27 protein-coding genes, 2 tRNA genes and 1 riboswitch are annotated in these 23483 nt (G+C 65.2%); of the genes, 15 read left to right on the forward strand and 14 right to left on the reverse strand.

Annotation, left to right across the window (positions count from 1 at the left end):
- Positions 1-6: 6 nt before the first annotated feature.
- The 10 genes from D619_RS0110595 to tkt form a co-directional block, all read right to left on the reverse strand.
- Positions 7-609, reverse strand: a complete 603-nt coding sequence (locus D619_RS0110595) for an NADH-quinone oxidoreductase subunit C (protein ID WP_152417413.1) — start codon at positions 607-609, stop codon at positions 7-9.
- A 48-nt stretch (positions 610-657) separates the two neighbouring features.
- Complete coding sequence (locus tag D619_RS0110600; protein ID WP_051033491.1) at positions 658-1194, reverse strand: NADH-quinone oxidoreductase subunit B; 537 nt, start codon at positions 1192-1194, stop codon at positions 658-660.
- Between the two features lie 2 nt (positions 1195-1196).
- Positions 1197-1574, reverse strand: a complete 378-nt coding sequence (gene ndhC / locus D619_RS0110605) for an NADH-quinone oxidoreductase subunit A (protein ID WP_017668569.1) — start codon at positions 1572-1574, stop codon at positions 1197-1199.
- A gap of 169 nt (positions 1575-1743) precedes the next feature.
- A complete protein-coding gene (locus D619_RS0110610) occupies positions 1744-2541 on the reverse strand; it encodes an inositol monophosphatase family protein (RefSeq protein WP_017668570.1) in 798 nt (265 codons plus the stop codon).
- A gap of 221 nt (positions 2542-2762) precedes the next feature.
- Complete coding sequence (locus D619_RS0110615) at positions 2763-3629, reverse strand: DUF5694 domain-containing protein (RefSeq protein ID WP_017668571.1); 867 nt, start codon at positions 3627-3629, stop codon at positions 2763-2765.
- Positions 3630-3692: 63 nt separating this feature from the next.
- Positions 3693-4379, reverse strand: a complete 687-nt coding sequence (gene thiE, locus D619_RS0110620; protein WP_017668572.1) for a thiamine phosphate synthase — start codon at positions 4377-4379, stop codon at positions 3693-3695.
- A 116-nt stretch (positions 4380-4495) separates the two neighbouring features.
- Complete coding sequence (locus tag D619_RS0110630; protein WP_017668574.1) at positions 4496-5410, reverse strand: class I fructose-bisphosphate aldolase; 915 nt, start codon at positions 5408-5410, stop codon at positions 4496-4498.
- A gap of 12 nt (positions 5411-5422) precedes the next feature.
- Positions 5423-6619, reverse strand: a complete 1197-nt coding sequence (locus tag D619_RS0110635) for a phosphoglycerate kinase (protein ID WP_017668575.1) — start codon at positions 6617-6619, stop codon at positions 5423-5425.
- 2 nt (positions 6620-6621) lie between these two features.
- The gene (gap, locus tag D619_RS0110640) at positions 6622-7629 is read right to left on the reverse strand and encodes a type I glyceraldehyde-3-phosphate dehydrogenase (RefSeq protein ID WP_017668576.1); all 1008 of its coding nucleotides are present in this window, start codon (positions 7627-7629) and stop codon (positions 6622-6624) included.
- A gap of 23 nt (positions 7630-7652) precedes the next feature.
- A complete protein-coding gene (tkt, locus tag D619_RS0110645; RefSeq protein WP_017668577.1) occupies positions 7653-9638 on the reverse strand; it encodes a transketolase in 1986 nt (661 codons plus the stop codon).
- Between the two features lie 264 nt (positions 9639-9902).
- Here tkt and D619_RS18120 point away from each other — a divergent pair, with 264 nt between their 5' ends.
- The 6 genes from D619_RS18120 (at position 9903) to D619_RS0110675 (ending at position 12513) form a co-directional block, all read left to right on the forward strand.
- On the forward strand, positions 9903-10052 hold the full coding sequence (locus D619_RS18120; protein ID WP_193743295.1) for a hypothetical protein: 150 nt from the start codon (positions 9903-9905) through the stop codon (positions 10050-10052).
- A 5-nt stretch (positions 10053-10057) separates the two neighbouring features.
- Entirely contained in the window at positions 10058-10354 is a 297-nt protein-coding gene (locus D619_RS0110655) for a cell division protein ZapA (protein WP_017668579.1), read from the forward strand.
- Positions 10355-10598: 244 nt separating this feature from the next.
- The gene (locus tag D619_RS17345; protein ID WP_017668581.1) at positions 10599-11156 is read left to right on the forward strand and encodes a 5-formyltetrahydrofolate cyclo-ligase; all 558 of its coding nucleotides are present in this window, start codon (positions 10599-10601) and stop codon (positions 11154-11156) included.
- 9 nt (positions 11157-11165) lie between these two features.
- Positions 11166-11405 (forward strand): DUF2842 domain-containing protein, encoded by a 240-nt coding sequence (locus tag D619_RS0110665; protein ID WP_017668582.1) that lies wholly within the window; start codon positions 11166-11168, stop codon positions 11403-11405.
- The gene (locus D619_RS0110670; RefSeq protein ID WP_017668583.1) at positions 11402-11716 is read left to right on the forward strand and encodes a chorismate mutase; all 315 of its coding nucleotides are present in this window, start codon (positions 11402-11404) and stop codon (positions 11714-11716) included. The genes D619_RS0110665 and D619_RS0110670 overlap by 4 nt, the downstream gene beginning before the upstream one ends.
- On the forward strand, positions 11716-12513 hold the full coding sequence (locus D619_RS0110675) for a sterol desaturase family protein (RefSeq protein WP_017668584.1): 798 nt from the start codon (positions 11716-11718) through the stop codon (positions 12511-12513). The genes D619_RS0110670 and D619_RS0110675 overlap by 1 nt, the downstream gene beginning before the upstream one ends.
- Positions 12514-12577: 64 nt before the next feature.
- Here D619_RS0110675 and D619_RS0110680 read toward each other — a convergent pair.
- Positions 12578-12654, reverse strand: a tRNA-Asp gene (locus D619_RS0110680).
- Positions 12655-12767: 113 nt separating this feature from the next.
- Here D619_RS0110680 and D619_RS0110685 point away from each other — a divergent pair.
- Genes D619_RS0110685 through D619_RS0110705 form a run of 5 tightly spaced genes read left to right on the forward strand, consistent with a single transcriptional unit; the run spans position 12768 to position 16608 of the window.
- Entirely contained in the window at positions 12768-13673 is a 906-nt protein-coding gene (locus D619_RS0110685) for an acyl-CoA thioesterase II (protein WP_017668585.1), read from the forward strand.
- Positions 13670-14947, forward strand: a complete 1278-nt coding sequence (locus tag D619_RS0110690; RefSeq protein ID WP_017668586.1) for a divalent metal cation transporter — start codon at positions 13670-13672, stop codon at positions 14945-14947. Before D619_RS0110685 ends, D619_RS0110690 begins: the two co-directional genes overlap by 4 nt.
- Positions 14948-15007: 60 nt before the next feature.
- Positions 15008-15859 carry a dienelactone hydrolase family protein gene (locus D619_RS0110695; RefSeq protein ID WP_017668587.1) on the forward strand — a complete coding sequence of 284 codons (852 nt, stop codon included), beginning with the start codon at positions 15008-15010 and terminating at the stop codon, positions 15857-15859.
- The gene (locus D619_RS0110700) at positions 15859-16242 is read left to right on the forward strand and encodes a Rap1a/Tai family immunity protein (RefSeq protein WP_017668588.1); all 384 of its coding nucleotides are present in this window, start codon (positions 15859-15861) and stop codon (positions 16240-16242) included. The genes D619_RS0110695 and D619_RS0110700 overlap by 1 nt, the downstream gene beginning before the upstream one ends.
- A gap of 3 nt (positions 16243-16245) precedes the next feature.
- Positions 16246-16608, forward strand: coding sequence for a Rap1a/Tai family immunity protein (locus tag D619_RS0110705; protein ID WP_017668589.1), 363 nt, complete (start codon positions 16246-16248; stop codon positions 16606-16608).
- 1 nt (position 16609) lies between these two features.
- Here D619_RS0110705 and D619_RS0110710 read toward each other — a convergent pair whose 3' ends face one another.
- Together D619_RS0110710 and D619_RS0110715 are read right to left on the reverse strand one after the other, a co-directional pair.
- Positions 16610-17284 (reverse strand): nitroreductase, encoded by a 675-nt coding sequence (locus tag D619_RS0110710; RefSeq protein WP_017668590.1) that lies wholly within the window; start codon positions 17282-17284, stop codon positions 16610-16612.
- Positions 17284-18468, reverse strand: coding sequence for an NAD(P)/FAD-dependent oxidoreductase (locus tag D619_RS0110715; protein ID WP_017668591.1), 1185 nt, complete (start codon positions 18466-18468; stop codon positions 17284-17286). Before D619_RS0110715 ends, D619_RS0110710 begins: the two co-directional genes overlap by 1 nt.
- Before the next feature lie 225 nt (positions 18469-18693).
- Here D619_RS0110715 and D619_RS0110720 point away from each other — a divergent pair, with 225 nt between their 5' ends.
- The 4 genes from D619_RS0110720 (at position 18694) to thiC (ending at position 22837) form a co-directional block, all read left to right on the forward strand.
- Positions 18694-19884, forward strand: coding sequence for a M20 family metallopeptidase (locus tag D619_RS0110720; protein ID WP_017668592.1), 1191 nt, complete (start codon positions 18694-18696; stop codon positions 19882-19884).
- Between the two features lie 76 nt (positions 19885-19960).
- A tRNA-Ala gene (locus D619_RS0110725) sits at positions 19961-20036 on the forward strand.
- A gap of 106 nt (positions 20037-20142) precedes the next feature.
- Positions 20143-20850, forward strand: a complete 708-nt coding sequence (locus D619_RS0110730) for a sterol desaturase family protein (protein ID WP_033373434.1) — start codon at positions 20143-20145, stop codon at positions 20848-20850.
- 5 nt (positions 20851-20855) lie between these two features.
- Positions 20856-20958: riboswitch (TPP riboswitch) on the forward strand.
- A 34-nt stretch (positions 20959-20992) separates the two neighbouring features.
- Positions 20993-22837: a phosphomethylpyrimidine synthase ThiC gene (gene thiC, locus D619_RS0110735; protein WP_017668594.1), complete on the forward strand. Its 1845-nt coding sequence runs from the start codon at positions 20993-20995 to the stop codon at positions 22835-22837.
- A gap of 290 nt (positions 22838-23127) precedes the next feature.
- On the opposite strand, the gene D619_RS17650 is transcribed toward thiC, so the two are convergent.
- Positions 23128-23483, reverse strand: a 356-nt coding sequence (locus D619_RS17650) for a tetratricopeptide repeat protein (RefSeq protein ID WP_026090954.1), incomplete at its 5' end; no start/stop codon positions are given.

Here is a 23483-nt window from a genome sequence, read left to right on the forward strand (position 1 = left end):
AGCTGCTCATTGTCCTGCGGCCTTCTCGTCACCGGGCAGCACATAGTCCGTGCCTTCCCATGGGCTGAGGAAATCGAAGCTGCGGAAATCCTGCGCCAGTTTGACCGGCTCGTACACCACCCGCTTATGCTCTTCCGACCAGCGCAGTTCGACATGGCCGGTCAGCGGGAAATCCTTGCGGAACGGATGGCCTTCGAAACCATAGTCGGTGAGGATGCGGCGCATGTCGGGATTGCCGGCAAACATCACGCCATAACAATCCCAGGTCTCGCGCTCATACCAGCCGGCGTTGGGAAACAGCGTGGTCAGCGACGGCACCGGCGCGCGGCCATCGGTGGAAACCTTCACGCGCAGCCGCAGATTGTGCGCCATCGACAGCAGGTGCACGACAATCTCGAACCGCTCGGCCCGCTCCGGATAATCGGCGCCGCAAAGGTCGGTGAGCTGGTTGAACTTCAGATCCTCGGCATCGCGCAGCGCGGCAATCACCGTCACCAGCGCGTCGCGCTGCACCACCGCGGTGGTTTCACCCGCATGCTCGACAATCGCGATCAGGGCCGTGCCCAGCACTTCGCCCAACCGCGCCGCCAGGCCGCTGTGCGTGGCCATCACGGGCCAGCTGTGCTTGCCCAATTCAGGAGCAACAATCGTCATGGTTCAGCGCTCGAACACGCCCACCCGGCGGATTTTCCGCTGGAGGGCCAGGATACCGTACAGCAGGGCTTCCGCCGTCGGCGGACAGCCGGGCACATAAATGTCCACCGGCACGATGCGATCGCAGCCGCGCACGACCGAATAGCTGTAGTGATAATAGCCGCCGCCATTGGCGCAGCTGCCCATCGAAATCACATAGCGCGGTTCGGCCATCTGGTCGTACACGCGGCGCAGCGCCGGGGCCATCTTGTTGCACAGCGTGCCGGCCACGATCATGACGTCGCTCTGGCGCGGTGAAGCGCGCGGCGCGATGCCGAAACGTTCCATGTCGTACCGCGGCATGTTGGTGTGCATCATCTCGACCGCGCAGCAGGCGAGGCCAAAGGTCATCCACCACAGGCTGCCGGTGCGGGCCCAGTGAAACAGGTCTTCGGTCGAGGTGACCAGAAAGCCCTTGTCCGCCACTTCCTGGCTCACATCGGCCAGGAACAGGTCGCGGTTGGTTTCCGGCAGCGCGATTGCACCGGAATTCTCAGGCACGATCACTCCCACTCCAACGCTCCCACTTTCCAGGCATAGACAAGGCCGATGCCGAGTTCGCCGAGGAATTCCATCATCGCCCACCACGCCGCTTCACCGCCCCAGTGCAGCGACACCGCCCACGGGAACAGGAAGGCCGCTTCCAGATCGAACACGATGAACAGGATGGCGACGAGGTAGAATTGCACATCGAACTTGGTGCGCGCGTCGGAAAAGGCGGGGAAGCCGCTTTCATATTCCGACAATTTCACCGCTTCGGGCTTGGACGTGCCAATCAGCGCCGAAACGGCGATGGGCGCACTGACGAAAATCAGGGCAAAGGCGATCCCGACTGCAAAGAACAGCAGGACCGGCAGATATTCAGAGGCAATGGCCGACATGGCCTGGGGGTTTCCAACAGCTGTTGCGATGCACCATGATTAGCCGCCCCGCTGCGCTGCGGCAACCTCTGACACGCGAAAAATGCGACATTTTGTCAAGGCTGCGGCGTTGGCGGGCTTGCCCCACGCGGTCATGTCACCCCGGCTTGCGCCGGGGTGATGGCAGAGGTCAGCGCAGCGCGCCGGCCACGATCTTGTGCAGGCGCGACTGGATCGACTGGTTGCCGGCGATGATCTCGCGCCGGCCGACCATGCCATCGGACCCGCGGAAATCGCTGACAAAGCCGCCAGCTTCGCGGATCAGCAACATGCCGGCTGCGATATCCCAATAGGAAAGGCCGGTTTCCCAGAAACCGTCAAAGCGCCCGGCCGCCACCCAGGCCAGATCAAGGCTGGCGGCGCCAAAGCGGCGCACGCCCGCCACTTCCGGCATCACGGCGTTCAGGATGGTGGCAAACTGGGCGCGGTCGCCATGGCCCTGATAGGGAATGCCGGTGGCGATCAGGCAATCGTTCAGATCACGCCGCCCCGATACGCGCAGCCGCTGGGTGGAAAGCCAGGCGCCGCGGCCCTTTTCCGCCCAGTAACTTTCGCCGGTCAGCGGCTGATGAATCAGTCCAGCGACCACTTCACCATCGATTTCGGCGGCGATGGAGATGGCGAAATGCGGAATGCCGTGCAGGAAATTGGACGTGCCATCCAGTGGATCGACGATCCAGCGGCAGCGTTCATCCGCGCCCTTGATCTCGCCGCCTTCTTCCAGCAGCAGGCCCCAATCCGGGCGCGCGTGGCGCAGCACTTCCACCACATTGGCTTCGGCGGCACGATCGGCATTGGAAACAAAATCGGCCGGGCCCTTGCGGGACACCTGCAGCGCATCCACTTCCCCGAAATCGCGGCGCAGCTTGGGCGCGGCCTTGCGCGCGGCCTTTTCCATGACGGTGATGAGCGAGCTATGGGCGACCATGGCGAAATCCTTGCAGCCGGCGCGAGCGCGCGGGCGGCGATTGGGGGAACAGGGATGCGAAAGAGCAATGCGGGAACGCGGCGCGCCTTAGCGGATGCGGCGCACAGGGGCAACAACTTCCCAATCGCTGTCATGCTGGCGCAGGCCAGCATCCACCTTCGATCAAGCCCCTGGTCCGCCATGGATGCTGGCCTGCGCCCGCATGACAATTCCCGATGGAATCAGCGCGCGCGCTTCAAATAGGGCATCACGTCCACATCGACATAGCCCGGCGTGTGGCGGGCGAAATGCTTCAGCCAGAACAGATGCCCACCGCCATACACCACCAGCACGCGCGCCGGCTGCTTGGCGCCCGGCTTGGCGATCAGCATCAACTTGCTGAAAATCTTGGCGTTGCGCAGATACCACATGGCGTTGAGATCGGCACCAGCCTGATCATCCCGGTCACCGATGGCCAGTGCGCTGTAATAATAATCCATCCCGCCCTGCAGCCCGCCCGGATCATTCATCCGCAGCAGCAACTGGCCGACGCTGCTGGTCTTCTGCGCTGCTTCAAAATCCTTCAGCCATGCCGCCGTGTCGGCGTTCAACGCTTGCAGCAGCGGTGTCTTGCCCAACCGGCCTGCCGTGGCTTCCAGCTTGTCATAGGGGAAATAATCCGGCTCGCCGTCGCCGGGCTGCTCATCGATGCCCTGCACCGCGGCAAGGCCGGCGCGCTGCGCAGTGCGGTAGCCAATCTGCACGATCTCGTTGGCGTCGCTGGCCAGCATCTTCGCATCGAAACGGCGATATTCGCCAATCGCCAGATCGGGCTCCCGGCTCTGCATCTCCACCATCACATGGGTCGGGCGGAATTTCGCCAGCGCATCAGCCACGCGCTCCAGTTCGCGCTGACGCTGCGGCGTCAACACCGAATCCGCCTTCATGTTGTTGATATCAAGGCCAGGATTGCCGAAGTGATAGGTGCCCAATACCATCACCTGAACCGGCTCGGGTGCCGGCCCGCGCTTTGCGCCTGTCTGGGCCATCGCACTTCCCGCAAACAGCCCGATCATCAATGCCACTGCCGTGATTGCCTGACGCATCATTCACTCCTGTATTGCATTTGCAATACAGTGAGCGCCCGACAGCCCCACGTCAAGCGTGCTGGTTCACCAGCCCAGCACGTCGCCAAAGGCCTTCACGCCAGCCCCCGGCCCGCCTTCATGATCCCATACCGCCCGCACCACGGCGATGAAATCGGCGCCGGCTTCCACCAGCGGCTTCGCATTATGCGGGAAGATGCCGCCAATGGCGACGCAGGGCAGCTGGCTCAGCGTGATCCACCAGCTGAGGATTTCCGGCTGCGGGCGGTAATGGCTGGGCTTGGTGGTGGTGTCATAAAATGCCCCGAACGCCACATAATCCGCGCCCTGCTCACCCGCTTCCATGGCGAGGTGCCGGCTGTCGTGACAGGTGCGGCCGATCTGCGCCTCGCGGCCCAGCAGCGCGCGGGCATCCGCAATCGAGCCATCGCCCTGCCCCAGGTGCACGCCATCAGCGCCCGCCTGTTTGGCCAGATCGGCGCGATCATTCAGGATGAAGGCGACGTCGGCCGCCTTGCACAGCGGCAGCAACGCCTCGCAGGCGCGCAGCACGTCATCGTCGCTCACGTCCTTCAGCCGCAACTGGAACGCCGCCACCGGGCCGGCATCCAGCGCCGCCTTCAGGCTTTCGGTGAAGGCGGGGATTTCAATGCGCGGCGGCGAGACGACATAAAGCTGGCAGGCCGGCCGCTCTTCAGCCTCGAAGCGGTCAGCAAAATCGGTGGGGAGCGGAACGAGTTCGTCTTCAGTCATGTCTCAAACCCTTCGTCATGCTGGCGCAGGCCAGCATCCACCGTGCAGACAATGCTTCCGGCAAAGTGGATGCTGGCCTGCGCCAGCATGACAGATGGGGGGCAAAAGCCCCCCTCTCACGCCTTGCCCAGGTAAATGTCCACGATCTTGTCCAGCATCGCCAGCGCTTCGGCGCGCGGGCGCTGGAAGGTGTTGCGGCCGATGATGCTGCCGTTGCCGCCGCCATCACGGATGGCCACCGCATCCTCGAACACCGCATCGGTGCCCTTGGTGGCGCCGCCCGAGAACACCACCAGGCGGCGGCCATTCAGGCAGGATTTCACCACATGGGACACGCGCTTGGCCTGCGTTGACCAATCGCCGCCTTCATAGGCCTTCACGGCGTCCTTCTGCTCGATGTGCGCGCTCGGCAGCTTCACCTTGATGATGTGCGCGCCCAGCAGCGCCGCCATGTGCGCGGCATAGGCCCCGACGTCGAGCGCCAGCTCACCGTCCTTGGTGAGATTGCCGCCACGCGGATAGGACCACAGCACGGTGGCGAGGCCAACCGACTTGGCTTCGGCGGCCAGTTCGCGGAACTCCTCCATCATGTCGAACACGTCGTCCGCACCCGGATAGATGGTGAAGCCGATGGCCGCGCAGCCCAGGCGCAGCGCATCGTCCACCCCGCCGGTGACGGCCTGGTTGATGCCGGTGGCCCAGCTGTTGCTGCTGTTCACCTTCAGGATGGTCGGGATCTGGCCGGCGAACGTGTCGGCGCCAGCTTCCAGCATGCCCAAGGGCGCCGCATAGGCCGACAGGCCGGCATCGATGGCGAGCTGGTAGTGATAATGCGGATCATAGGCTTCCGGGTTGGGCGCAAAGCTGCGTGCCGGGCCGTGCTCGAAACCCTGGTCCACCGGCAGGATCACCATCTTGCCGGTGCCGCCCAGGCGGCCCTGCATCAGCATGCGGGCAATGTTGCCCTTGGTGCCGGGATTGTCGCTCTCGTAATTGGCAAGGATCGCCTTGACGGTGGGCGTGATCGACATGGTCTGTCCCCTTTAAGCCTGTTGCAGTGCCACCACGCCGGGCAGCGCCTTGCCTTCCATCCATTCCAGGAAGGCACCGCCGGCAGTGGAAATGAAACTGAAATCCCGGGTGACGCCGGCATGGGCCAGCGCCGCCACGGTATCGCCGCCACCCGCGACAGTGAGAAGTGTGCCGCCTTGCGTGAGCGCAGCCGCCGTGCGGGCCAGTGCCACGGTGGCGGCATCGAAGGGCGGGATTTCGAACGCGCCCAGCGGGCCGTTCCACAAGGCGGTGGCGCAGGTTTTCAGCGCATCGGCCAACGCCTCGACCGCCGCCGGGCCGATATCGAGCACCATTTCATCGGCCGCGATATCGTGGATGTTGGCAACACGGTTGGCGGCGTGGGCCTTGAATTCCTTGGCCACCACCACGTCATAAGGCAGGTGGATGGTGCAGCCGGCGGCATCGGCGCGCGCCATGATGTCGAGCGCGGTGCCTTTCAGATCATGCTCGCACAGCGACTTGCCGACATCGATCCCGCGCGCCGCCAGGAAGGTATTGGCCATGCCGCCGCCGATCATCAGGTGATCGACCTTCTCGACCAAGTGGGTGAGCACGTCGATCTTGCTCGACACCTTGGCGCCGCCCACGATCGCCGCCACCGGCCGTTTCGGCGTGCCGAGCGCGGCTTCCAGCGCCTTCAACTCGGCTTCCATCGTCCGCCCGGCAAAGGCCGGCAGCACATGCGCCAGGCCTTCGGTGCTGGCATGGGCGCGGTGCGCGGCGGAAAAGGCATCGTTGACATAAAAATCGCCGGCCGCAGCCAGTGCAGCCACGAACGCCGGATCATTGGCTTCCTCGCCGGCATGGAAGCGCGTGTTCTCCAGAACCGCGACGCCACCGGCCGGCAGCGCGGCGGCAGCCGTCGCCACGTCTGCGCCAACGCAATCCGCCACAAAGGCCACCGGCCGGCCCAGAACGGACGCCAACGCCAGCGCAATCGGCTGCAGGCTGTTCTTTTCATCGCGCCCCTTGGGCCGGCCGAAGTGCGACAGCACCAACACCTTGGCGCCGGCATCGGCCAGCGCCGCAATGGTCGCCACCGCAGCCCGCAGGCGGGTGTCGTCGCTCACCTGGCCCTCGGCCATCGGCACATTCAGATCAGCGCGGACCAGAACCGTTTTGCCAGCCAGCGCCGGCATGTCATCGATGGTGCGGAATTGCGCCATTTTTACAGGAACTTGCCCATGGCAACCGCAGTGTCGGCCATGCGGTTGGAGAAGCCCCATTCATTGTCATACCAGGTCAGCACGCGCACCATGTTGCCGCCAATGACAGCGGTTTCCAGGCTGTCCACCGACGAGGAGGCCGGGCTGTGGTTGAAGTCGATGGACACCAGCGGCTCCACGGCGAAATCGAGCACGCCCTTCAGCTCGCCTGCAGCAGCAGCGGCAAGCACCTGATTCACTTCATCTTTCGTCGTCGCCTTGGCGCTCTCAAACGTCAGATCGACCACCGATACATTGGGCGTCGGCACGCGGATCGCGGAACCATCCAGCTTGCCTTTCAACTGCGGCAGCACTTCGCCAACCGCACGGGCAGCGCCCGTGGTGGTCGGGATCATCGACATGGCGGCGCTGCGGGCGCGGCGCGGATCATCGTGGATCTGATCGAGGATCTTCTGATCGTTGGTATAGGCGTGCACCGTCGTCATCAGGCCCTTCACGATGCCGAACTCGCGGTCCAGCACCATGGCCACCGGCGCCAGGCAGTTGGTGGTGCACGAGGCGTTGGAAACGATATTGTGTTCAGCGCCAATCTTGTCGTGGTTCACACCGTAAACCACGGTCAGATCGACATTCTTGCCCGGCGCGGAGATCAGCACCTTCTTCGCGCCGGCCGTGATATGGGCGCCGGCCTTGGCGGCATCAGTGAAGAAACCGGTGCATTCCAGCGCGATATCAACGCCCATGGCGGCGTGCGGCAGCTTGGCCGGATCACGCTCGGCAGTCACCGCGATGCGCTTGCCGTTCACGACAATGGCATCGCCATCCACGCTCACCGTACCGGGGAACGGGCCGTGCACGCTGTCGCGCGCCAGCAGGCGGGCATTGGCCTGCGGGCTCGCCAGATCGTTGATCGCCACCACCTCGATATCGGTGCGGCCGGATTCGATGATGGCACGCAGCACGTTGCGGCCGATGCGCCCGAAACCGTTGATTGCAACTTTCACAGCCATGTCATTGATCCTTCTTGATATTCTCAAAGAGCCAATCGCGCCTTCACCCGCGCGGTGACGGAAGGCGCGGTCAGGCCAAACTCGGCAAACAATTGTTCCGCCGGCGCCGATGCGCCGAAATGGTCAAGCCCGATGGTCAGGCCATCGCCGACATATTTCTGCCAGCCGGTGGTGACGCCGGCTTCGATCGAAACCTTCAGCACATCGGCCGGCAGCAGATCGGCGCGGTAGGCGGCATCCTGCGCGTCAAACAATTCCCAGCACGGCATGGAAACGACATCGGCACCAATGCCCTCGGCCTCCAGCGCCGCTGCGGTGGCCGCGGCCAGCTCCACTTCCGAACCGGTGGCGACCAGCACCACCTTGCGCGGCGCCGTGGCAGCCTGCAGGCGATAGGCGCCGCGCGCGCAGCGGTTGGAAAGAGCCGACCAGTCGGCATCGCCTTCCCCGCGCAGCTGCGGCAAATTCTGGCGGGTGAGCGCCAGCACCGACGGCGTCACCGGGCTGGCCAGCGCCAGCGCCCAGCATTCCGCCGTTTCGATCACGTCGGCCGGGCGAAACACCTGCATGCCGGGGATCAGGCGCAGGCTCATCACATGCTCGATCGGCTGGTGGGTCGGGCCATCCTCACCCAGGCCGATGCTGTCGTGGGTGAGGACATAGACAACGCCCACCTTCTGCAGCGCCGAAAGCCGCATGGCGTTGCGCATGTAATCGCTGAACACCAGGAAGGTGCCGCCATAGGGCACCACGCCGCCATGCAGCGCCATGCCGTTCATCGCGGCAGCCATGCCGAATTCGCGAATGCCATAGTGAACATAGCGGCCGGCATAATTGTCGGCACTGTAAACCGTGGTGGCCTTGGTGCGGGTGTTGTTGGAACCGGTGAGATCGGCCGAGCCGCCAACCAGCTGCGGCAGTGCCTCGGTCAGCACGCCCAGCGCCATTTCCGAAGCCTTGCGGGTGGCGACCTTCTGCGGCGCGGCCGCCAGGCCCTGGATGAAGGCTTCCACCGCCGGGCCTGCCAGATCGGCAACGCCCATCATGTGATGTTCGAACGCGGCCTGCTGTGCCGGATCGACGGCGAGGCGGCCTTCCCATGCGTTGCGGGCGGCAGCACCGCGGGCGCCCAGCCCTTCCCACCAGGCCTTGATATCGGCCGGAATCTCGAACGGGCCTTGGTCCCAGCCCAGCGCGGCGCGGGCGCCTTCGATTTCCTTGGCGCCCAGCGGGCTGCCATGGCTGCCGCTGGTGCCGGCCTTGGTCGGCGCGCCCTTGCCGATGGTGGTCCGCGCGGCGATCAGGCTGGGGCGCGGATCGGCCCTGGCCGCCGTCAGCGCCGCATCGATGCTGGCGAAATCATGGCCATCGCAGGCGACGACATGCCAGCCGGCAGCGGCAAAGCGCCCGGCCATGTCTTCACTGGACGACAGGCTGACCGGGCCATCGATGCTGATCTTGTTGTCGTCCCAGATGACGTTGAGGCGGCCGAGCTTCAGGTGACCGGCCAGCGAAATCGCTTCCTGGCTGATGCCTTCCATCAGGCAGCCATCGCCGGCCACCACCCAGGTGTGGTGATCCACCAGCGCATCGCCGAACACGCCGTTCAGATGCCGTTCCGCCATCGCCATGCCCACGGCCATGGCGAGGCCCTGGCCCAGCGGCCCGGTGGTGCATTCGACGCCCGGCAGCTCGATGTTTTCCGGATGGCCGGCGCAAGGGCTGTGCCATTGGCGGAAGCGCCTGATGTCATCCAGCGTCGGCTTCTCATAGCCGGTCAGGTACAGCAGCGCATAGATCAGCATCGAACCATGGCCGGCCGACAGCACGAACCGGTCGCGATCGGCCCAGCGCGGCGCCTTGGGATCGAATTTCAGATGGTTGGCGAACAGCACGGTCGCGACATCGGCCATGCCCATCGGCATGCCGGGGTGGCCGCTGTTGGCAGCTTCCACCGCATCCATGGCGAGCGCCCTGATGGCGTTGGCGCAGCGCGAGAGATCGGTCATGACGGCCGTTCCTGTTTACCATCCGCGGGCGGCCAGCAGGCCGGCGCGGTCGGGAACGATTCCCGATGATGATTGGTGTTTGCGGGCGGCTTTGGCCTACCCTTCGCGCATGCGTCAACCTTCCAATTGCGGTTCGCCGTGATTGCCGCCGGCAGCCGGCTTGACCCGGGCTGACATCCCGTCTTATAAACACCGCGCAAGCCATTGAGCTAGCAATGGTGAAGTATTGGGGGCGGGGCAATTTCGGAATTGTTGAACCTGTTTGTGCGACTCGAAACGGCGCTGGCCGCCATCGAGGCACGTCGCAGCGCCGAAGTTTCGGCCGCGGCTGACGATCGCGCCCGCCTGGCACGCATCGAAGCGGCTGCGGCCGAAGCCGTGCGCGCCCTTGATCAACTCATCGGGCAGGAGTGACACGCATGGGCCAGGCACTGCTCACCATCACGGGTCGCACCTATCGCATCAGCTGCCGCGACGGCGATGAGGACCGGATTTCCCGCCTGGGTGACGAAATCGCCGCCCGCGCCGAACGCATCACCGGCGCGCTGGGCAGCGTGCCCGAAGGCCAGTTGCTGGTGATGACAGCGCTGATGCTGGCCGATGAGCTGGCCGATGCCCGTAATGGTATCGCGCCGCCTGTCGCCGCGCCGCCGATGATGGACATCACCCGCCTCACCCGCATCGTCGAACGGCTGGAACATCTCGCCCGCGCCTGATCGCCCCCTGCGACGGCGCAACTGCTTGAGCTTCCGGGGCTGCTGCCCTATATCGATCCATGGCGGGCACTGCCCGGTACGAGCGAGCAAGCATCCCTGAGGCGATAATCATCCTATCGGGGGCTGGCACTGGGTGGACCCTGGTCTGCCACAACTGGTTCCCACCTGACGTTTTGGCGTCAGAGGATCTTCAAGGCCAACGGCCCATGGTGGTCCCGCCAACCGACCATCCGGACTTCACGCTGTGACCAAGACCGATCTGCGCCGCCATTATCGCGCTGCCCGCAAGGCCTTTGTTGCCGCCTTGCCCGCGGGCGAACGTGAAGCGCTGGAGCGCAATCTCGCCGCGCTGGTCGCCCCTGCCCTCGCCAACGTGCGCATGGCCGGCAGCTATGCCGCAGTGGGCGACGAGATCGATCCCATGTGGATCGAAAAGGAGCTGGGCCCGCACGCCTTTCCGCGCATCGCCGGTCAGGATATTGTTTTCCACCAGGCCGAGTGGAGCGCGCTGAAGCCCGGATTCCAGAATATCCCCGAACCGCCTGTCACCGCGCCGGTGGTGCAGCCCGATGTGCTGCTGGTGCCGCTGGTGGCGGTCACGCTGGCGGGCGTGCGGCTGGGCCAGGGCCGCGGCTATTATGATCGGGCGCTGGCCGCCTTGCGCCACCGTCATCCCGTGCTGGCCATCGGCATCGCGTGGGAATGCCAGATTGCGCCGGCCCTGCCTGCCGAGCCGTGGGACATGCCGCTGGACATGATTGCGACGCCGCAGCGTCTGGTCGATTGCCGCAAAAGTCGCTAGGGCCCGGCCATGGACCTCGCTCCCCATCGCATCCCGCCCGAACCCACTTGGCGCAAGCCGGTCGGCATGCTGGGCCTGATCGCCTATATCGCGATCTACGCCCTCACCGTCTCGGTGCTGGCCGACTATCTCATTGGCCTGCCGCGCTGGCTGGAAACCATCGCCTATCTGGTGGCCGGCATCGCCTGGGTGGCGCCGCTGAAGCCGCTGTTCCTGTGGATGAACACCGGCCACTGGAGGCAGAAATGACCATCAAGCCTGCCGATGCCTGCCAGACGATGCCGGAGGTGCGCGCCGGGGTGGACGCGCTCGATCTACAGCTGATCGCACTGCTCGCCCGCAGATTTGGCTACATGGATGCCGCCGCCCGCATCAAGCCCGCCCGCAGCGACGTGCGCGACGAAGCCCGCAAGGCCCAGGTGATCGCCAACGCCAGCGCGGCTGCCGCGGCCGCCGGCCTGCCGGAAGGTCTGGCCGAAACCCTTTGGGAAGCGCTGGTGGAAGCCTCCATCGCCCATGAACTCGACCGCTGGGACCAGCTGCGCACCCAAGTCGCCTGATGTTGGCCAATGAACCCGCCATCCGCCTTGCTGCCTTCGCCGGCATGCTGGCGGTAATGCTGCTGTGGGAACAACTGTCGCCGCGCCGCGCGCCGCCTGAAGGCAACGCCGTGCGTCGCCTCAACAATCTGGCGCTGGTCGCGCTGGACACACTGCTGCTGCGGCTGGCCTTCCCGGTGCTCGCCGTGGGCTTTGCCGACGCGATGGAACAGCGCAGCTTTGGCCTGTTCAACGCCGTGGCCCTGCCCGACTGGCTGGCGGTGCTGCTGGCCATCATGCTGCTCGATCTTGCCATCTACTGGCAGCATCGCCTGTTCCACCTGATCCCGTGGCTGTGGCGGCTGCACCGGGTGCACCATGCCGATCCGGCCTTCGACACGACGACCGCGCTGCGCTTCCATCCGCTGGAGATCATGGTCTCGATGCTGATCAAGCTCGCCGTGGTGGCCGCGCTGGGCGCGCCGCCGCTGGCCGTGCTGCTGTTCGAAGTGATCCTGAATGCCACCGCCATGTTCAATCACGGCAATGTCAGCCTGCCGGCGGCGCTTGAGGCGCGGCTGCGCCTGGTGCTGGTGACGCCCGATCTGCACCGGGTGCACCACAGCGTCCACGGCGACGAGCTGAATCGCAATTTCGGCTTCAACCTGTCGTTGTGGGACCGGCTGTTCGGATCATTGGCAGCCCAGCCGCGCGACGGCCACGACCGCATGACGATCGGCCTCAAGGATTTTCGCGACAGCCGGGCGCAATGGCTCGATCGGCTGCTGTTGCAACCGTTCAGATCATCGGGCGATTGAGCGGGTTTCCACGGCGCTGGCGGCTTGTGTGGCCACGTCCCGGAAGGAAATCCTTGGGGGACAGTGGCGCGAGTGACGGGGCTCGAACCCGCGACCTTCGGCGTGACAGGCCGACGCTCTAACCAACTGAGCTACACCCGCATGCGCTGTGGAGCCGCGCTGATATGGAGGGTGCGCCGCGCTGTCAAGCAGAGTTATGCGATACTGTTGTGGACAGTTATTGTGGGCTGGCGGAAATCGGCTAGGGAGGGCGCATGGACACGCCCTTCACACCCAATCCCGAACAGGCCGTCGCCCGACTGCTCGGCCTGCTGCAACTGGAAGAGGTCGAAACCGATCTGTTCCGCAGCCAGTCCACCGATGAGGGGTGGATCAGGGTCTATGGCGGCCAGGTCGTCGCGCAGGCGCTGATGGCCGCCAGCCTGACCGTGGAAGAAGGCCGCCTGTGCCACAGCCTGCACAGCTATTTCATCCGGCCCGGCGATCCGAAATTGCCCATCGTCTACAAGGTGGAGCGGGATCGCGATGGCGCCAGCTTCACCACCAGGCGGATCGTTGCCATCCAGAAGGGCCGGCCGATCTTCAACATGGCCGCCAGTTTCCAGGCGGCCGAGGCAGGCCTTGAACATGCCGTCTCGCCGCCGTCGGACGTGCCGCACCCCGACGGGCTGGAAAGCGATTCGGAATGGGCCCGCCGCAATGCGCCCAACGCACCGGAACCCTGGCGCACCCTCTGGCTGACCCGCGAGCGGCCACTGGATGTGCGCGCGGTGGAGAGTGACGAAGACTTCTTCAATCCGCAGAAGCGCCCGCCGCAGCAGCGCCACTGGGTGCGGCTGGCATCGCCGCTGACGCCCGAACAGGCTGCTGATCCGGTGCTGCAACGCTGCCTGTTCGCCTATGCCAGCGACATGACCCTGCTCGATACCTGCCTTGCCCCGCACGGCATCAGCTGGGCCAACAAGGCGCTGCAATCGGCAAGCCTTGATCACGCCATCTGGTTCAACCAGACGCCCGACATGAACGATTGGCATTTGTTCGATCAGGATTCGCCGATGGCTGGCGGTGGACGCGGCATCAACCGGGCCATCGTGCACGATATCAATGGCCGCCCCATCGCCACGCTCATGCAGGAAGGGCTGATCCGCTATCGGCCATGACCCAGCGGCGGCCCCTCACCCACCGGCTGAAGAAGCCAGCCTATCATTCGGCGCTGGGGCCGGGGCTGGTGACGGGCGCGGCCGATGATGATCCTTCCGGCATCGCCACCTATTCGCAGGCCGGCGCCGCCTATGGCTTTGCGCTGTTGTGGCCGGTGGTGCTGGCCTGGCCGTTCCTCACCGCCTTCCAGTTCACCTGCGCCGAAATTGCCCGCGTCACCGGCAAGGGCCTTGCCGCCAACCTGTCCACCCATCTGCCGCGCAGCGCGGTATGGGCAGTGGTGTTGCTGCTGCTCGGCGCCAACATGTTCAACATTGCCGCCGACATCGCCGCCATGGGTGAAGCCGCCCGGCTGGTCACCGGCCTGCCGCGACTGCCGCTGATGGTGGGCTTTGCCGTGATGTCGCTGGGTCTGCAGATCTTCGTGCCCTATCATCGCTATGTCGGCCTGCTGAAATGGCTCACCCTCTCCCTGTTTGCCTATGTGCTGGTGGTGCTGGCGGTGGGCGTCGATTGGCGCGCTGCGCTGGCCGGGCTGTGGCCCAGCCTGCCCGCCGGCAGCGCCACCACCGTCGTCGCCATCCTGGGCACCACGATCAGCCCCTATCTGTTTTTCTGGCAGAGCGCGCAGGAACTGGAGGAAATGCAGTTGGAACACGCCCGCCCGCTGCTGCAACGCCCGCGCGCCGCGCCGCGCGAACTGGCGCGATTGGTGAAAGACAGCGCCGGCGGTTTCCTCATCACCATGACCATCTCGCTGTGCATCATCGCCGCCACCGCCGCCACGCTGCACAACAGTGGGAATGGCGCCGGCACCACCAACATTGCCACTGCCGCCGATGCCGCCGCCGCCTTGCGGCCAATCGCCGGCGATTTCGCCTTCGCGCTGTTTGCGATCGGCATCATCGGCACTGGCCTGCTGGCGGTGCCGGTGCTGGCCGGCTCGGCCGCCTATGCGCTTTCGGAAGTGATGGGCTGGCGCGCCGGGCTGGAGCTGAAACCGCGCGAGGCCGGCGGCTTCTATACCGTCATCTTCCTCGCTGTCACCGCCGCGCTCGGCCTCGATCTGATCGGCATCGATCCGATTCTGGCGCTGTTCTGGTCGGCGGTGGTCAATGGCCTGGTGGCCGTGCCGGTGATGCTGGCGATCATGGCGCTGGCCAGCCGGTCCGACGTGATGGGCAAATTCCGGGCGCGCGGCGCACAGGGCTGGCTGGGCTGGGGCGCCGTGCTGCTGATGGCGCTTTCGGCGGCCGGCATGTTCCTGTTGTAGCGTGCCGCATTGCCTGCCGACGCGTCCCGGCCTAGCCTTGGGACGAACAGGAGGAACATCATGGCCACGCTCACCCGCCCCGAAGGCACCGAACCCGAAGATCTCGCCCTCTCGCGCCGCGCCGTGCTGGCCGCGGCCGGCTATGCCGTGTTCGACATCGCGGCCCAGGCCGAACCGATCACGACGCCCGCCGATGGGCTGGTGACCGGCTGGGAAACCCTGCCTGGCGGCCTGCCCGCCTTCGTCGCCCGCCCCGCCGGGAAAGGCAAACACCCCGCCGTGATCGTGGTGAACGAGATTTTCGGCGTGCACGAATGGATCAAGGATGTCTGCCGCCGTTTTGCCAAGGCCGGCTATGTCGCCGTGGCACCGGAATATTTCTTCCGCGGCGATCCCGAAAAGACGCTGCCCACCCTGAAGGATTTCCCCGCCATCCGTGCCATCGTCGCCAAGGCCGGGCTGGAACAGGTGATGGGCGACACGAAGACCACGCTCGACTGGCTGGGCACGCAGGGCTTCGTGAACCCGAAAAAGCTGGCCATCACCGGCTTCTGCTGGGGCGGCGGCATCACCTGGATGGCCGCCGCGCGCTTCCCGCAGCTGAAGGCCGGCGGTGCCTGGTATGGCGGCCTGAAGGGCAACCCCGGCCCCGAGAATCGCCGCTTCCCGATGGATATCGTCGATGATCTGAAGGCCCCGGTGCTCGGCCTTTATGGCGCGCTCGACAAGGGCATCCCGGTCGCCGACGTGGAAGCGATGCAGGCCAGGCTGAAGGGCACGAAGAGCAGCATCATCCTCTATCCGGATGCCGATCACGGCTTCCTCGCCGATTACCGCCCCAGCTACAACGCGGCGGCCGGCAAGGACGCGTGGGCCAAGCTGCTGGCGCATTTCAAGGCCAATGGCGTGTGATGCCGACATTGACGGTGGCCCTGCTGCTGGCGGCTGCCGCACCGCCGGCCATGATCGACGTGCCGGAACCAGCAGCGCGCAGCCCGCTGCTGCTCAATCTGGCCAATGATCTGCGCGCGGTGTGCGGCGATGCCAAGGATGTCGCCAATCAATTGATCTGCGTGTCGTGGTTGAATGGCGCGTCGCAGATCAACGCCCGGTTCCGCAGCCTCTCCCCGCAATTGCTGCCGGATTTCTGCCCGCCAGCACAAGCCGCCACACTGGGCCGGCAGCGCGACCTGCTGCTCGGTTGGCTGGCCGCCAACCCGCGCGAGGTCGGCACGCCGGCCCTGATCGCCTATCGCAAGGCCATGGCCGCCGCCTTCCCCTGCCCGGCGGCCTGACCGATGCGTGCCCTGCTCGCCCTGTTGCTGCTGTCCACCGCCGCATCCGCCCAGCCGACCGACAATCCCGTTGCCATGGCGACCGGCGCCCATCTGAAAGCCGTGTGCAGCCGCAGCGATGACCGCGCCAGCCGAATCATCTGCCTGTCGTGGCTGAACGGCGCGAGCCAGGGCAATGGCTGGTTCACACCCCGCGATCCCACGCTGACGCCAGCCCATTGCCCGCCCAGCCGCAATTTTGATCTGGCCGCCTCGCGCAGCCTCATCCTCGCCTGGCTCGACAAGCACCCGGCCGATCTCGCCCGCCCGTCGATCGAGGTGTTCAGTCTGGCGCTGGCGGCGAAATGGCCATGCCAGAAACGTTGAGCTATTCGAACCCCACGAACCGCGCTGCTTCCTCGACGCTCTTGCGTTCCGACACCACCGCATTGGCCGGGAAACTCTCGTCCGGCCAGCCGATGGCGATGGCCTTCATGATCACCTGATCATCGGCAATGCCGGCATGTTCGCGCACCACCGGCGATTGCATGATGCCCTGGCTGTTGATCACCGCGCCCAGCCCGCGCGACCAGGCAGCGTTGACCAGCGCCGTCGAAACCGCGCCGCAATCGAACGGCGTGTCGTCGCTGCCGGAAAGCACCTTGTCGTAGGTGATGATCACGCACACCGGCGCGTCGAACTGGCGGAAGCCGCGCAGCACCCAGTCCTGCCGCGCCGGCGCATCGTCGCGGGCGATGCCCATGGCGCTGAACAATTGCTTGGCCACGCCGATCTGGCGTTCGCGGTGCACGCCTTCAAACGCCGTGCCGGTGCGGAATTCGCGGCTGTGCGGAATGCCGGCCAGGTTGCGCTCGGTATTGCCGGCGCGGATGCGATTGAGCGGTTCGCCGGTGACGACAGTGAAGTTCCACGGTTGGGTGTTCATCGACGATGGCGAGCGCATCGCCATGGTGAGAATTTCCTTGATCAGTTCCAGCGGCACCGGATCGGGCTTGAAACCGCGAATGGAACGGCGGCCCATCACCACTTCGTCATAGCTCATCATTTGTGCACTCTCTCCGCTATGCCCAAGCCTGCGGCGTGTCCGCTGGCCCACGCCCACTGGAAGTTGTAGCCTCCCAGCCAGCCGGTAACGTCCACCGCCTCGCCAATGGCGAACAGCCCTTCAATGTGATTGGCCGACATTGTGCGACTGCTCAGCCCGGCGGTGTCGATGCCGCCCGCAGTCACTTCCGCCTTGGCGAAACCTTCGGTGCCATCGGGGCGGAAGGCCCAGCCCTTCAGGCGCTGCATGGCGGCGGCAAGGTTGGCGTCCTTCTGGCTGGCCATGTCGCCCGGCAGCCCGAGCGTATCGGCAAGAGCCGTGGCCAATCGTTCCGGCAGCGCACTGCCCAGCACCGATTTCAGCCCGGCCTTGGGCCGTTGACGCTTGGCGCTGATCAGCCAGTCCGCCGGCGCATCGGGCAGGAAATCCACAGCGATCGCCTCGCCGTGCCGCCAGTAGCTCGACACCTGCAGCATGGCGGGGCCGGAAAGCCCCTTGTGGGTGAACAGCGCGGCTTCACGGAAGGCCGCCTTCCCCGCTTTCGCCACAACCTCAGCGGCAACGCCGGCCAGTTCACGAAACAGATTTTCCGTCTGCGGCAGCGTGAACGGCACCAGCGCCGGGCGCGGCGGAATGATCTTCAGCCCGAACTGCTTGGCCACTTGATACGCAAAGCCGGTGGCGCCCAGCTTGGGAATCGCCGGGCCACCAGTGGCCAGCACCAGATTTGGCGCAGTGAACACGCCACAGGTGGTGGTGACGGTGAACAGCCCATCGGCATGGCTTACATCGGTGATGGCGGTGCCAAACGCGAAATCCACGGCCCCGGCCGCGCATTCGTCCATGAGCATGGCAACGATCTGTTTCGCCGATCCATCGCAGAACAACTGCCCCAGCGTCTTTTCATGGAAGGCAATATTGTAGCGGCGCACCAGATCGATGAAATCGGCCGGCGTGTAGCGCGACAGGGCGGAGCGGGCGAAATGCCTGTTTTCGCTGAGATACCGATCCGGCACCGCGCCGATATTGGTGAAGTTGCAGCGACCGCCGCCGGAAATCAGGATCTTCTGCCCCGGCTGCTGGTTGTGATCGATCACCAGCGCCCGCACCCCCATCTGCCCGGCCGTGGCGGCACAGAACAGGCCGGCCCCACCAGCGCCCAGGATGATCACATCATGCATGGTGGCCGCGTAGCGGGTGGCGGGCGCAATGACCAGACCTGCCCCCCTCCCTGCTTGCAGGGAGGGGTTGGGGGAGGGTGCGTGTCGCAGCGACCGATAGTGGCTTTTACGGGGAAAACCCTCCCCCGGCCCCTCCCTTGCAGGGAGGGGGTGAACAACGGCGTCCGCCTTCAACCCCACAAGTTCAACAAGACTTGATCTCTGCTTTGCGCCTAGAATGGCGCCATGACAAATTGGACCCAAGCTGCCGAATCCGCCCTGCCCGTCATGACCGCACTGCGGCGGGCCATCCATGCCGAGCCGGAACTTGGCCTGCACAATCCGCGCACCGCCGACAAGATCATGGCGGCGCTGGCCGGCCTGCCGCTGGAGATCCGCACTGGTCCCTCCACCACCGGCATCATCGCCACGTTGAAGGGCCCGGCCAACGGCCGCACCGTGCTGCTGCGCGGCGACACCGATGCGCTGCCGATGCCCGAGGAGACGGGCCTGGAATTTTCCTCCACCATCCCCGGCGCCATGCACGCCTGCGGCCACGATGCCCATGTGGCGATGCTGGCCGGTGCGGCGCGCATCCTGTGCGAGCGGCGCGACAGCCTGGCCGGCAGCGTGATGTTCATGTTCCAGCCCGGCGAGGAAGGCCATCACGGCGCCCGCTTCATGCTGGATGACGGCCTGATCGATCCGCTCCCCGATGCCGCCTTCGCCCTCCACATCATGCCCAATGCGCCGTGGGGTATCGTCGCCGGCCGCACCGGCGCGCTGCTGGCCAGCAACGACAAGCTGCGCATCGTCGTCACCGGGCGCGGTGGCCACGCCTCCATGCCGCACGATGCGCTCGATCCCGTGCCGATCGCCTGTGAGATCGCGCTGGCGCTGCAGACGTTCGTCACCCGCCAGATCAGCGTCTTCGATCCCGCCGTGATCACCATCGGCCAGATCAGTGCCGGCACCACCGACAATGTGATCCCCGAAACCGCCCTGCTCTACGGCACGATGCGCACGCTCAGCGCCGCCACCCGCCAGAAACTCCACGACGGCCTGCCCCGCCTCGCCCAGGGCATCGCCGCTGCCCATGGCGCCAGTGCGACGGTGGAGATCATCCCCGGCTTCCCCGTCACCAACTGCGATGGCCGCGCCGTGGCGCTGGGCGAAGCGGTGACCAAACGCCTGTTTGGCGAGGATCAATGGCAAACGCTGGCCCACCCGATCATGGGCGCCGAAGATTTCGCCTATGTGCTGGAAAAAGTCCCCGGCGCGATGTTCTTTCTGGGCGTCGCCGAGCAGGGGACAGACTGGCGCGCCTGCTGCGGCCTGCACTCCACCCACATGCACCTCGATGAAAGCGCCATGGCCCGCGGCGCCGCCCTGCACGCCGCCATTGCCGAGCGCTATCTGGCGCACGGGTTCGATTGAAAACTCGCCTGTTGCAAAGCGCCGCCGCCGCGCTATATCGGCGGCCCTCCCGCTTGGGAGGCCAAGGATTTGGTGCGGGGCAGTAGCTCAGATGGGAGAGCGCAGCAATCGCACTGCTGAGGTCAGGGGTTCGATCCCCCTCTGCTCCACCATTTCCTGCACAGAAGCGCGACGCTGCGCCGCTTGGCGACCCATCGCCCACAGGCTAAACCGCTGCCCGTGACCACTGCCCTCACCCTGTTCCTTGCCGTCCTGTCGATGGCCGCCATCATCGCCGTGCGCTATCTCGCTGTTTCCGGCGGCTTTGCCTGGCTCACGGCGCGGCGCGGCATCACCGCCGGCCCGGCCGAGGCCACCAAGCGCCGCCGCCAGATCAGCGCCGAAATCCGCTGGTCGCTGGTCTCCGCCGTCATCTACGCCATCCCCGCCGGCCTCGCCATCGAAGCCTGGCGCGGCTGGGGCCTCACGCAGATCATGGTGGGCATCGACACGCCGCTTGCGGCGGCCTGGTGGCCCCTCTCCATCCTCGTCTACCTGTTCCTGCACGACACCTGGTTCTACTGGACCCACCGCTGGATGCACCTGCCCCGCCTGTTCAAGGCCGCCCACGCCGTCCACCATGCCAGCCGCCCACCCACCGCCTGGGCCGCCATGAGCTTCCACCCGTGGGAAGCCATCTCGGGCGCGATCCTCATCCCGGCGCTGCTGTTCCTCATCCCCATCCACATCGGCGCGCTCGGCATCGTGATGCTGATCGCCACCATCATGGGCGTCACCAATCACATGGGCTGGGAAATGTTCCCCAAATCCTGGGTGGATGGCTGGTTCGGCCGCCACATCATCTCGGCCAGCCACCACGAGGCGCACCACCGCCACTACAACTGCAACTACGGCCTCTATTTCCGCTTCTGGGACAAGCTGTGCGGCACCGATCGCGGCCTTGCCAACTGGGCCACACAGGCCTAATCCAGAGCCATTCCCCGGGGTGCCGCAATCGCGGCTGAGAGCGCAAAGGCGCAACCCGCTGAACCTGATCCGGTTGACACCGGCGGAGGGAGGGACAGCCAGTGGCCGCCCCCCATCCGTGTATTCACAAGGATGCGCTGCCATGGCCGATATCAATTCAAAGCTGGAAATGCCCGTCACCACCGGGCCGCTGCCGGGCAGCCGCAAGATTCATGTGGCCGGCACCATCCATCCGGATATCCGCGTCGCCATGCGCGAAGTGGCGCTCGATCCGTCGGCCAAGGAACCGCCGGTCCGCATCTATGATTCCTCGGGCCCCTACACCGACGAGAATGCCACCATCGATATCGCCGCCGGCCTGCAGCCGCTACGCACCGCCTGGATCGAAGCCCGTGGCGACGTGGAACGCTACCCCGGCCGCGAAGTGAAACCGGAGGATAACGGCGTCGCCAACGTGCCCGGCGGCAAGGCCGACGTGGCCGAATTCCCCAACGTCGTGAAGAACCCGCTGCGCGCCAAGGCGGGCCAGGCCGTCACCCAGATCGCCTATGCCCGCCGCGGCATCATCACGCCGGAAATGGAATATGTCGCCATCCGCGAAAACATCGGCCGCGCCCAGCGTGACGGCCTGATCCGCGACGGTGAGTCCTTTGGCGCCGAAATCCCCGATTATGTCACGCCGGAATTCGTGCGCAGCGAAATCGCCCGCGGCCGCGCCATCATCCCGGCCAACATCAACCACCCGGAAGCCGAACCGATGATCATCGGCCGCAATTTCCTGGTGAAGATCAACGCCAACATCGGCAATTCCGCCGTCGCCTCCTCCGTGGCCGAAGAAGTCGAAAAGATGGTCTGGGCCGCCCGCTGGGGGGCCGACAACATCATGGACCTTTCCACCGGCCGCAACATCCACAACACCCGCGAGTGGATCCTGCGCAACAGCCCCGTGCCGATCGGCACCGTGCCGATCTACCAGGCGCTGGAAAAGGTGAACGGCGTCGCCGAAGACCTGACGTGGGAGGTGTATCGCGACACGCTGATCGAACAGGCCGAACAGGGCGTCGATTATTTCACCATCCACGCCGGCGTGCGCCTGGCCTATGTGCCGCTCACCGCCAATCGCGTCACCGGCATCGTGTCACGCGGCGGCTCGATCATGGCGAAATGGTGCCTGTCGCACCACAAGGAGAATTTCCTCTACACCCACTTCCGCGAGATCTGCGAGATCATGCGCGCCTATGATGTGAGCTTCTCGCTGGGCGACGGCCTGCGCCCCGGTTCCATCGCCGACGCCAACGATCGCGCCCAATTCGCCGAACTCGAAACCCTGGGCGAGCTGACCAAGATCGCCTGGGAGCAGGACTGCCAGGTGATGATCGAAGGCCCCGGCCACGTGCCGATGCACAAGATCAAGGTGAACATGGAAAAGCAGCTGGAAGAATGCGGCGAAGCCCCCTTCTACACGCTCGGCCCGCTCACCACCGATATCGCGCCCGGTTACGACCACATCACCAGCGGCATCGGCGCCGCCATGATCGGCTGGTTCGGCACCGCCATGCTCTGCTACGTCACGCCCAAGGAACATCTCGGCCTGCCCGATCGGGACGACGTGAAAGTCGGCGTCATCACCTACAAACTCGCCGCCCACGCGGCTGACCTGGCCAAAGGCCACCCCGCCGCCCAGTTGCGCGACGACGCCCTCTCCCGCGCCCGCTTCGAATTCCGCTGGCGCGACCAGTTCAACCTGAGCCTGGACCCGGAAACCGCCCTCGCCTATCACGACGAGACGCTGCCGGCCGAAGGCGCCAAGGTCGCCCACTTCTGCTCCATGTGCGGACCGAAATTCTGCTCCATGAAGATAACGCAGGACGTGCGCGATTACGCGGCCAAGCAGAACAGCGCCGAAATGCTGGAAGCCGGCATGGCCGAAAAGAGCGCCGAGTTCCGGGCCAAGGGCGGGGAGATTTATCTCCCGGCGGCGGAGTAAAAAGAGGGCCTCCGGCGGGCAAGGGCTGAGCCCCTGCACCCACTTTAGCTAAGGCAACCCCTTCCGCTAGCGCCACCTGGTGCTCAGAAATTGTATTGGCTAAACTGCTGGGAGAAAGAGACATCTCCGACAGGTAAGCTTCGTACAGTGTCACCGCAATCTTAAAGCATCCTGAATTCGTGAGGTATGTAGTATAGTGTTCCCGAAATTTTTCTATGATGGCTGGCGATCGCGAGCAAAATAAATTCGCGTTTCGAGTAGGCGGCGCTAACATTGCAGGCCTTTACAATCTAGCTTTCTTCTTCAGATCCAGCGGGCTTTGGCGCTTCGGTCGCGCCATGATCACTTTCGCCAATGGCCACATTGGGCAACGCGGGACGTAGAGATTGTTGTTTCTGCCTTCGCGCTTGCAATTTTTCTACTGACCTTTGCACGATCTCAATACCGCGGCGATCATTCTGTCGCTTGTTCAACCGGAGGCTTTCTTCAAGGTACCGCATTGCCTCGTCTACGTCGGTTTTTTGAAGTAACAGCGCATAGTTACGATAGACCTGGGCGAGAATACCATCGTCGCGCAGGGCTTTGCCAATTTCGATGCTGCGCAGATAGGCGGCTTCGGCTTCCTTGTAACGCTGCTGGCGGGCAT

It is taken from the genome of Sandarakinorhabdus sp. AAP62 (assembly GCF_000331225.1).
Classification (GTDB): Bacteria; Pseudomonadota; Alphaproteobacteria; order Sphingomonadales; family Sphingomonadaceae; genus Sandarakinorhabdus.

What these genes read in the sequence shown, in the direction of transcription:
- D619_RS0110610 (WP_017668570.1), bottom strand. Translation starts at nt 2,541, where the DNA reads ATGGTCGCCCATAGCTCGCTCATCACCGTCATGGAAAAGGCCGCGCGC.
- D619_RS0110720 (WP_017668592.1), top strand. Translation starts at nt 18,694, where the DNA reads ATGACAAATTGGACCCAAGCTGCCGAATCCGCCCTGCCCGTCATGACC.
- D619_RS0110700 (WP_017668588.1), top strand. Translation starts at nt 15,859, where the DNA reads ATGCCGACATTGACGGTGGCCCTGCTGCTGGCGGCTGCCGCACCGCCG.
- D619_RS0110665 (WP_017668582.1), top strand. Translation starts at nt 11,166, where the DNA reads ATGGACCTCGCTCCCCATCGCATCCCGCCCGAACCCACTTGGCGCAAG.
- D619_RS0110635 (WP_017668575.1), bottom strand. Translation starts at nt 6,619, where the DNA reads ATGGCGCAATTCCGCACCATCGATGACATGCCGGCGCTGGCTGGCAAA.
- D619_RS0110630 (WP_017668574.1), bottom strand. Translation starts at nt 5,410, where the DNA reads ATGTCGATCACGCCCACCGTCAAGGCGATCCTTGCCAATTACGAGAGC.
- D619_RS0110705 (WP_017668589.1), top strand. Translation starts at nt 16,246, where the DNA reads ATGCGTGCCCTGCTCGCCCTGTTGCTGCTGTCCACCGCCGCATCCGCC.
- D619_RS0110675 (WP_017668584.1), top strand. Translation starts at nt 11,716, where the DNA reads ATGTTGGCCAATGAACCCGCCATCCGCCTTGCTGCCTTCGCCGGCATG.
- D619_RS0110730 (WP_033373434.1), top strand. Translation starts at nt 20,143, where the DNA reads ATGGCCGCCATCATCGCCGTGCGCTATCTCGCTGTTTCCGGCGGCTTT.
- ndhC (WP_017668569.1), bottom strand. Translation starts at nt 1,574, where the DNA reads ATGTCGGCCATTGCCTCTGAATATCTGCCGGTCCTGCTGTTCTTTGCA.
- D619_RS0110670 (WP_017668583.1), top strand. Translation starts at nt 11,402, where the DNA reads ATGACCATCAAGCCTGCCGATGCCTGCCAGACGATGCCGGAGGTGCGC.
- D619_RS0110695 (WP_017668587.1), top strand. Translation starts at nt 15,008, where the DNA reads ATGGCCACGCTCACCCGCCCCGAAGGCACCGAACCCGAAGATCTCGCC.
- gap (WP_017668576.1), bottom strand. Translation starts at nt 7,629, where the DNA reads ATGGCTGTGAAAGTTGCAATCAACGGTTTCGGGCGCATCGGCCGCAAC.
- D619_RS0110595 (WP_152417413.1), bottom strand. Translation starts at nt 609, where the DNA reads ATGGCCACGCACAGCGGCCTGGCGGCGCGGTTGGGCGAAGTGCTGGGC.
- D619_RS0110690 (WP_017668586.1), top strand. Translation starts at nt 13,670, where the DNA reads ATGACCCAGCGGCGGCCCCTCACCCACCGGCTGAAGAAGCCAGCCTAT.
- D619_RS0110615 (WP_017668571.1), bottom strand. Translation starts at nt 3,629, where the DNA reads ATGATGCGTCAGGCAATCACGGCAGTGGCATTGATGATCGGGCTGTTT.
- D619_RS0110685 (WP_017668585.1), top strand. Translation starts at nt 12,768, where the DNA reads ATGGACACGCCCTTCACACCCAATCCCGAACAGGCCGTCGCCCGACTG.
- D619_RS0110715 (WP_017668591.1), bottom strand. Translation starts at nt 18,468, where the DNA reads ATGCATGATGTGATCATCCTGGGCGCTGGTGGGGCCGGCCTGTTCTGT.
- thiC (WP_017668594.1), top strand. Translation starts at nt 20,993, where the DNA reads ATGGCCGATATCAATTCAAAGCTGGAAATGCCCGTCACCACCGGGCCG.
- D619_RS0110710 (WP_017668590.1), bottom strand. Translation starts at nt 17,284, where the DNA reads ATGAGCTATGACGAAGTGGTGATGGGCCGCCGTTCCATTCGCGGTTTC.
- thiE (WP_017668572.1), bottom strand. Translation starts at nt 4,379, where the DNA reads ATGACTGAAGACGAACTCGTTCCGCTCCCCACCGATTTTGCTGACCGC.
- tkt (WP_017668577.1), bottom strand. Translation starts at nt 9,638, where the DNA reads ATGACCGATCTCTCGCGCTGCGCCAACGCCATCAGGGCGCTCGCCATG.
- D619_RS0110655 (WP_017668579.1), top strand. Translation starts at nt 10,058, where the DNA reads ATGGGCCAGGCACTGCTCACCATCACGGGTCGCACCTATCGCATCAGC.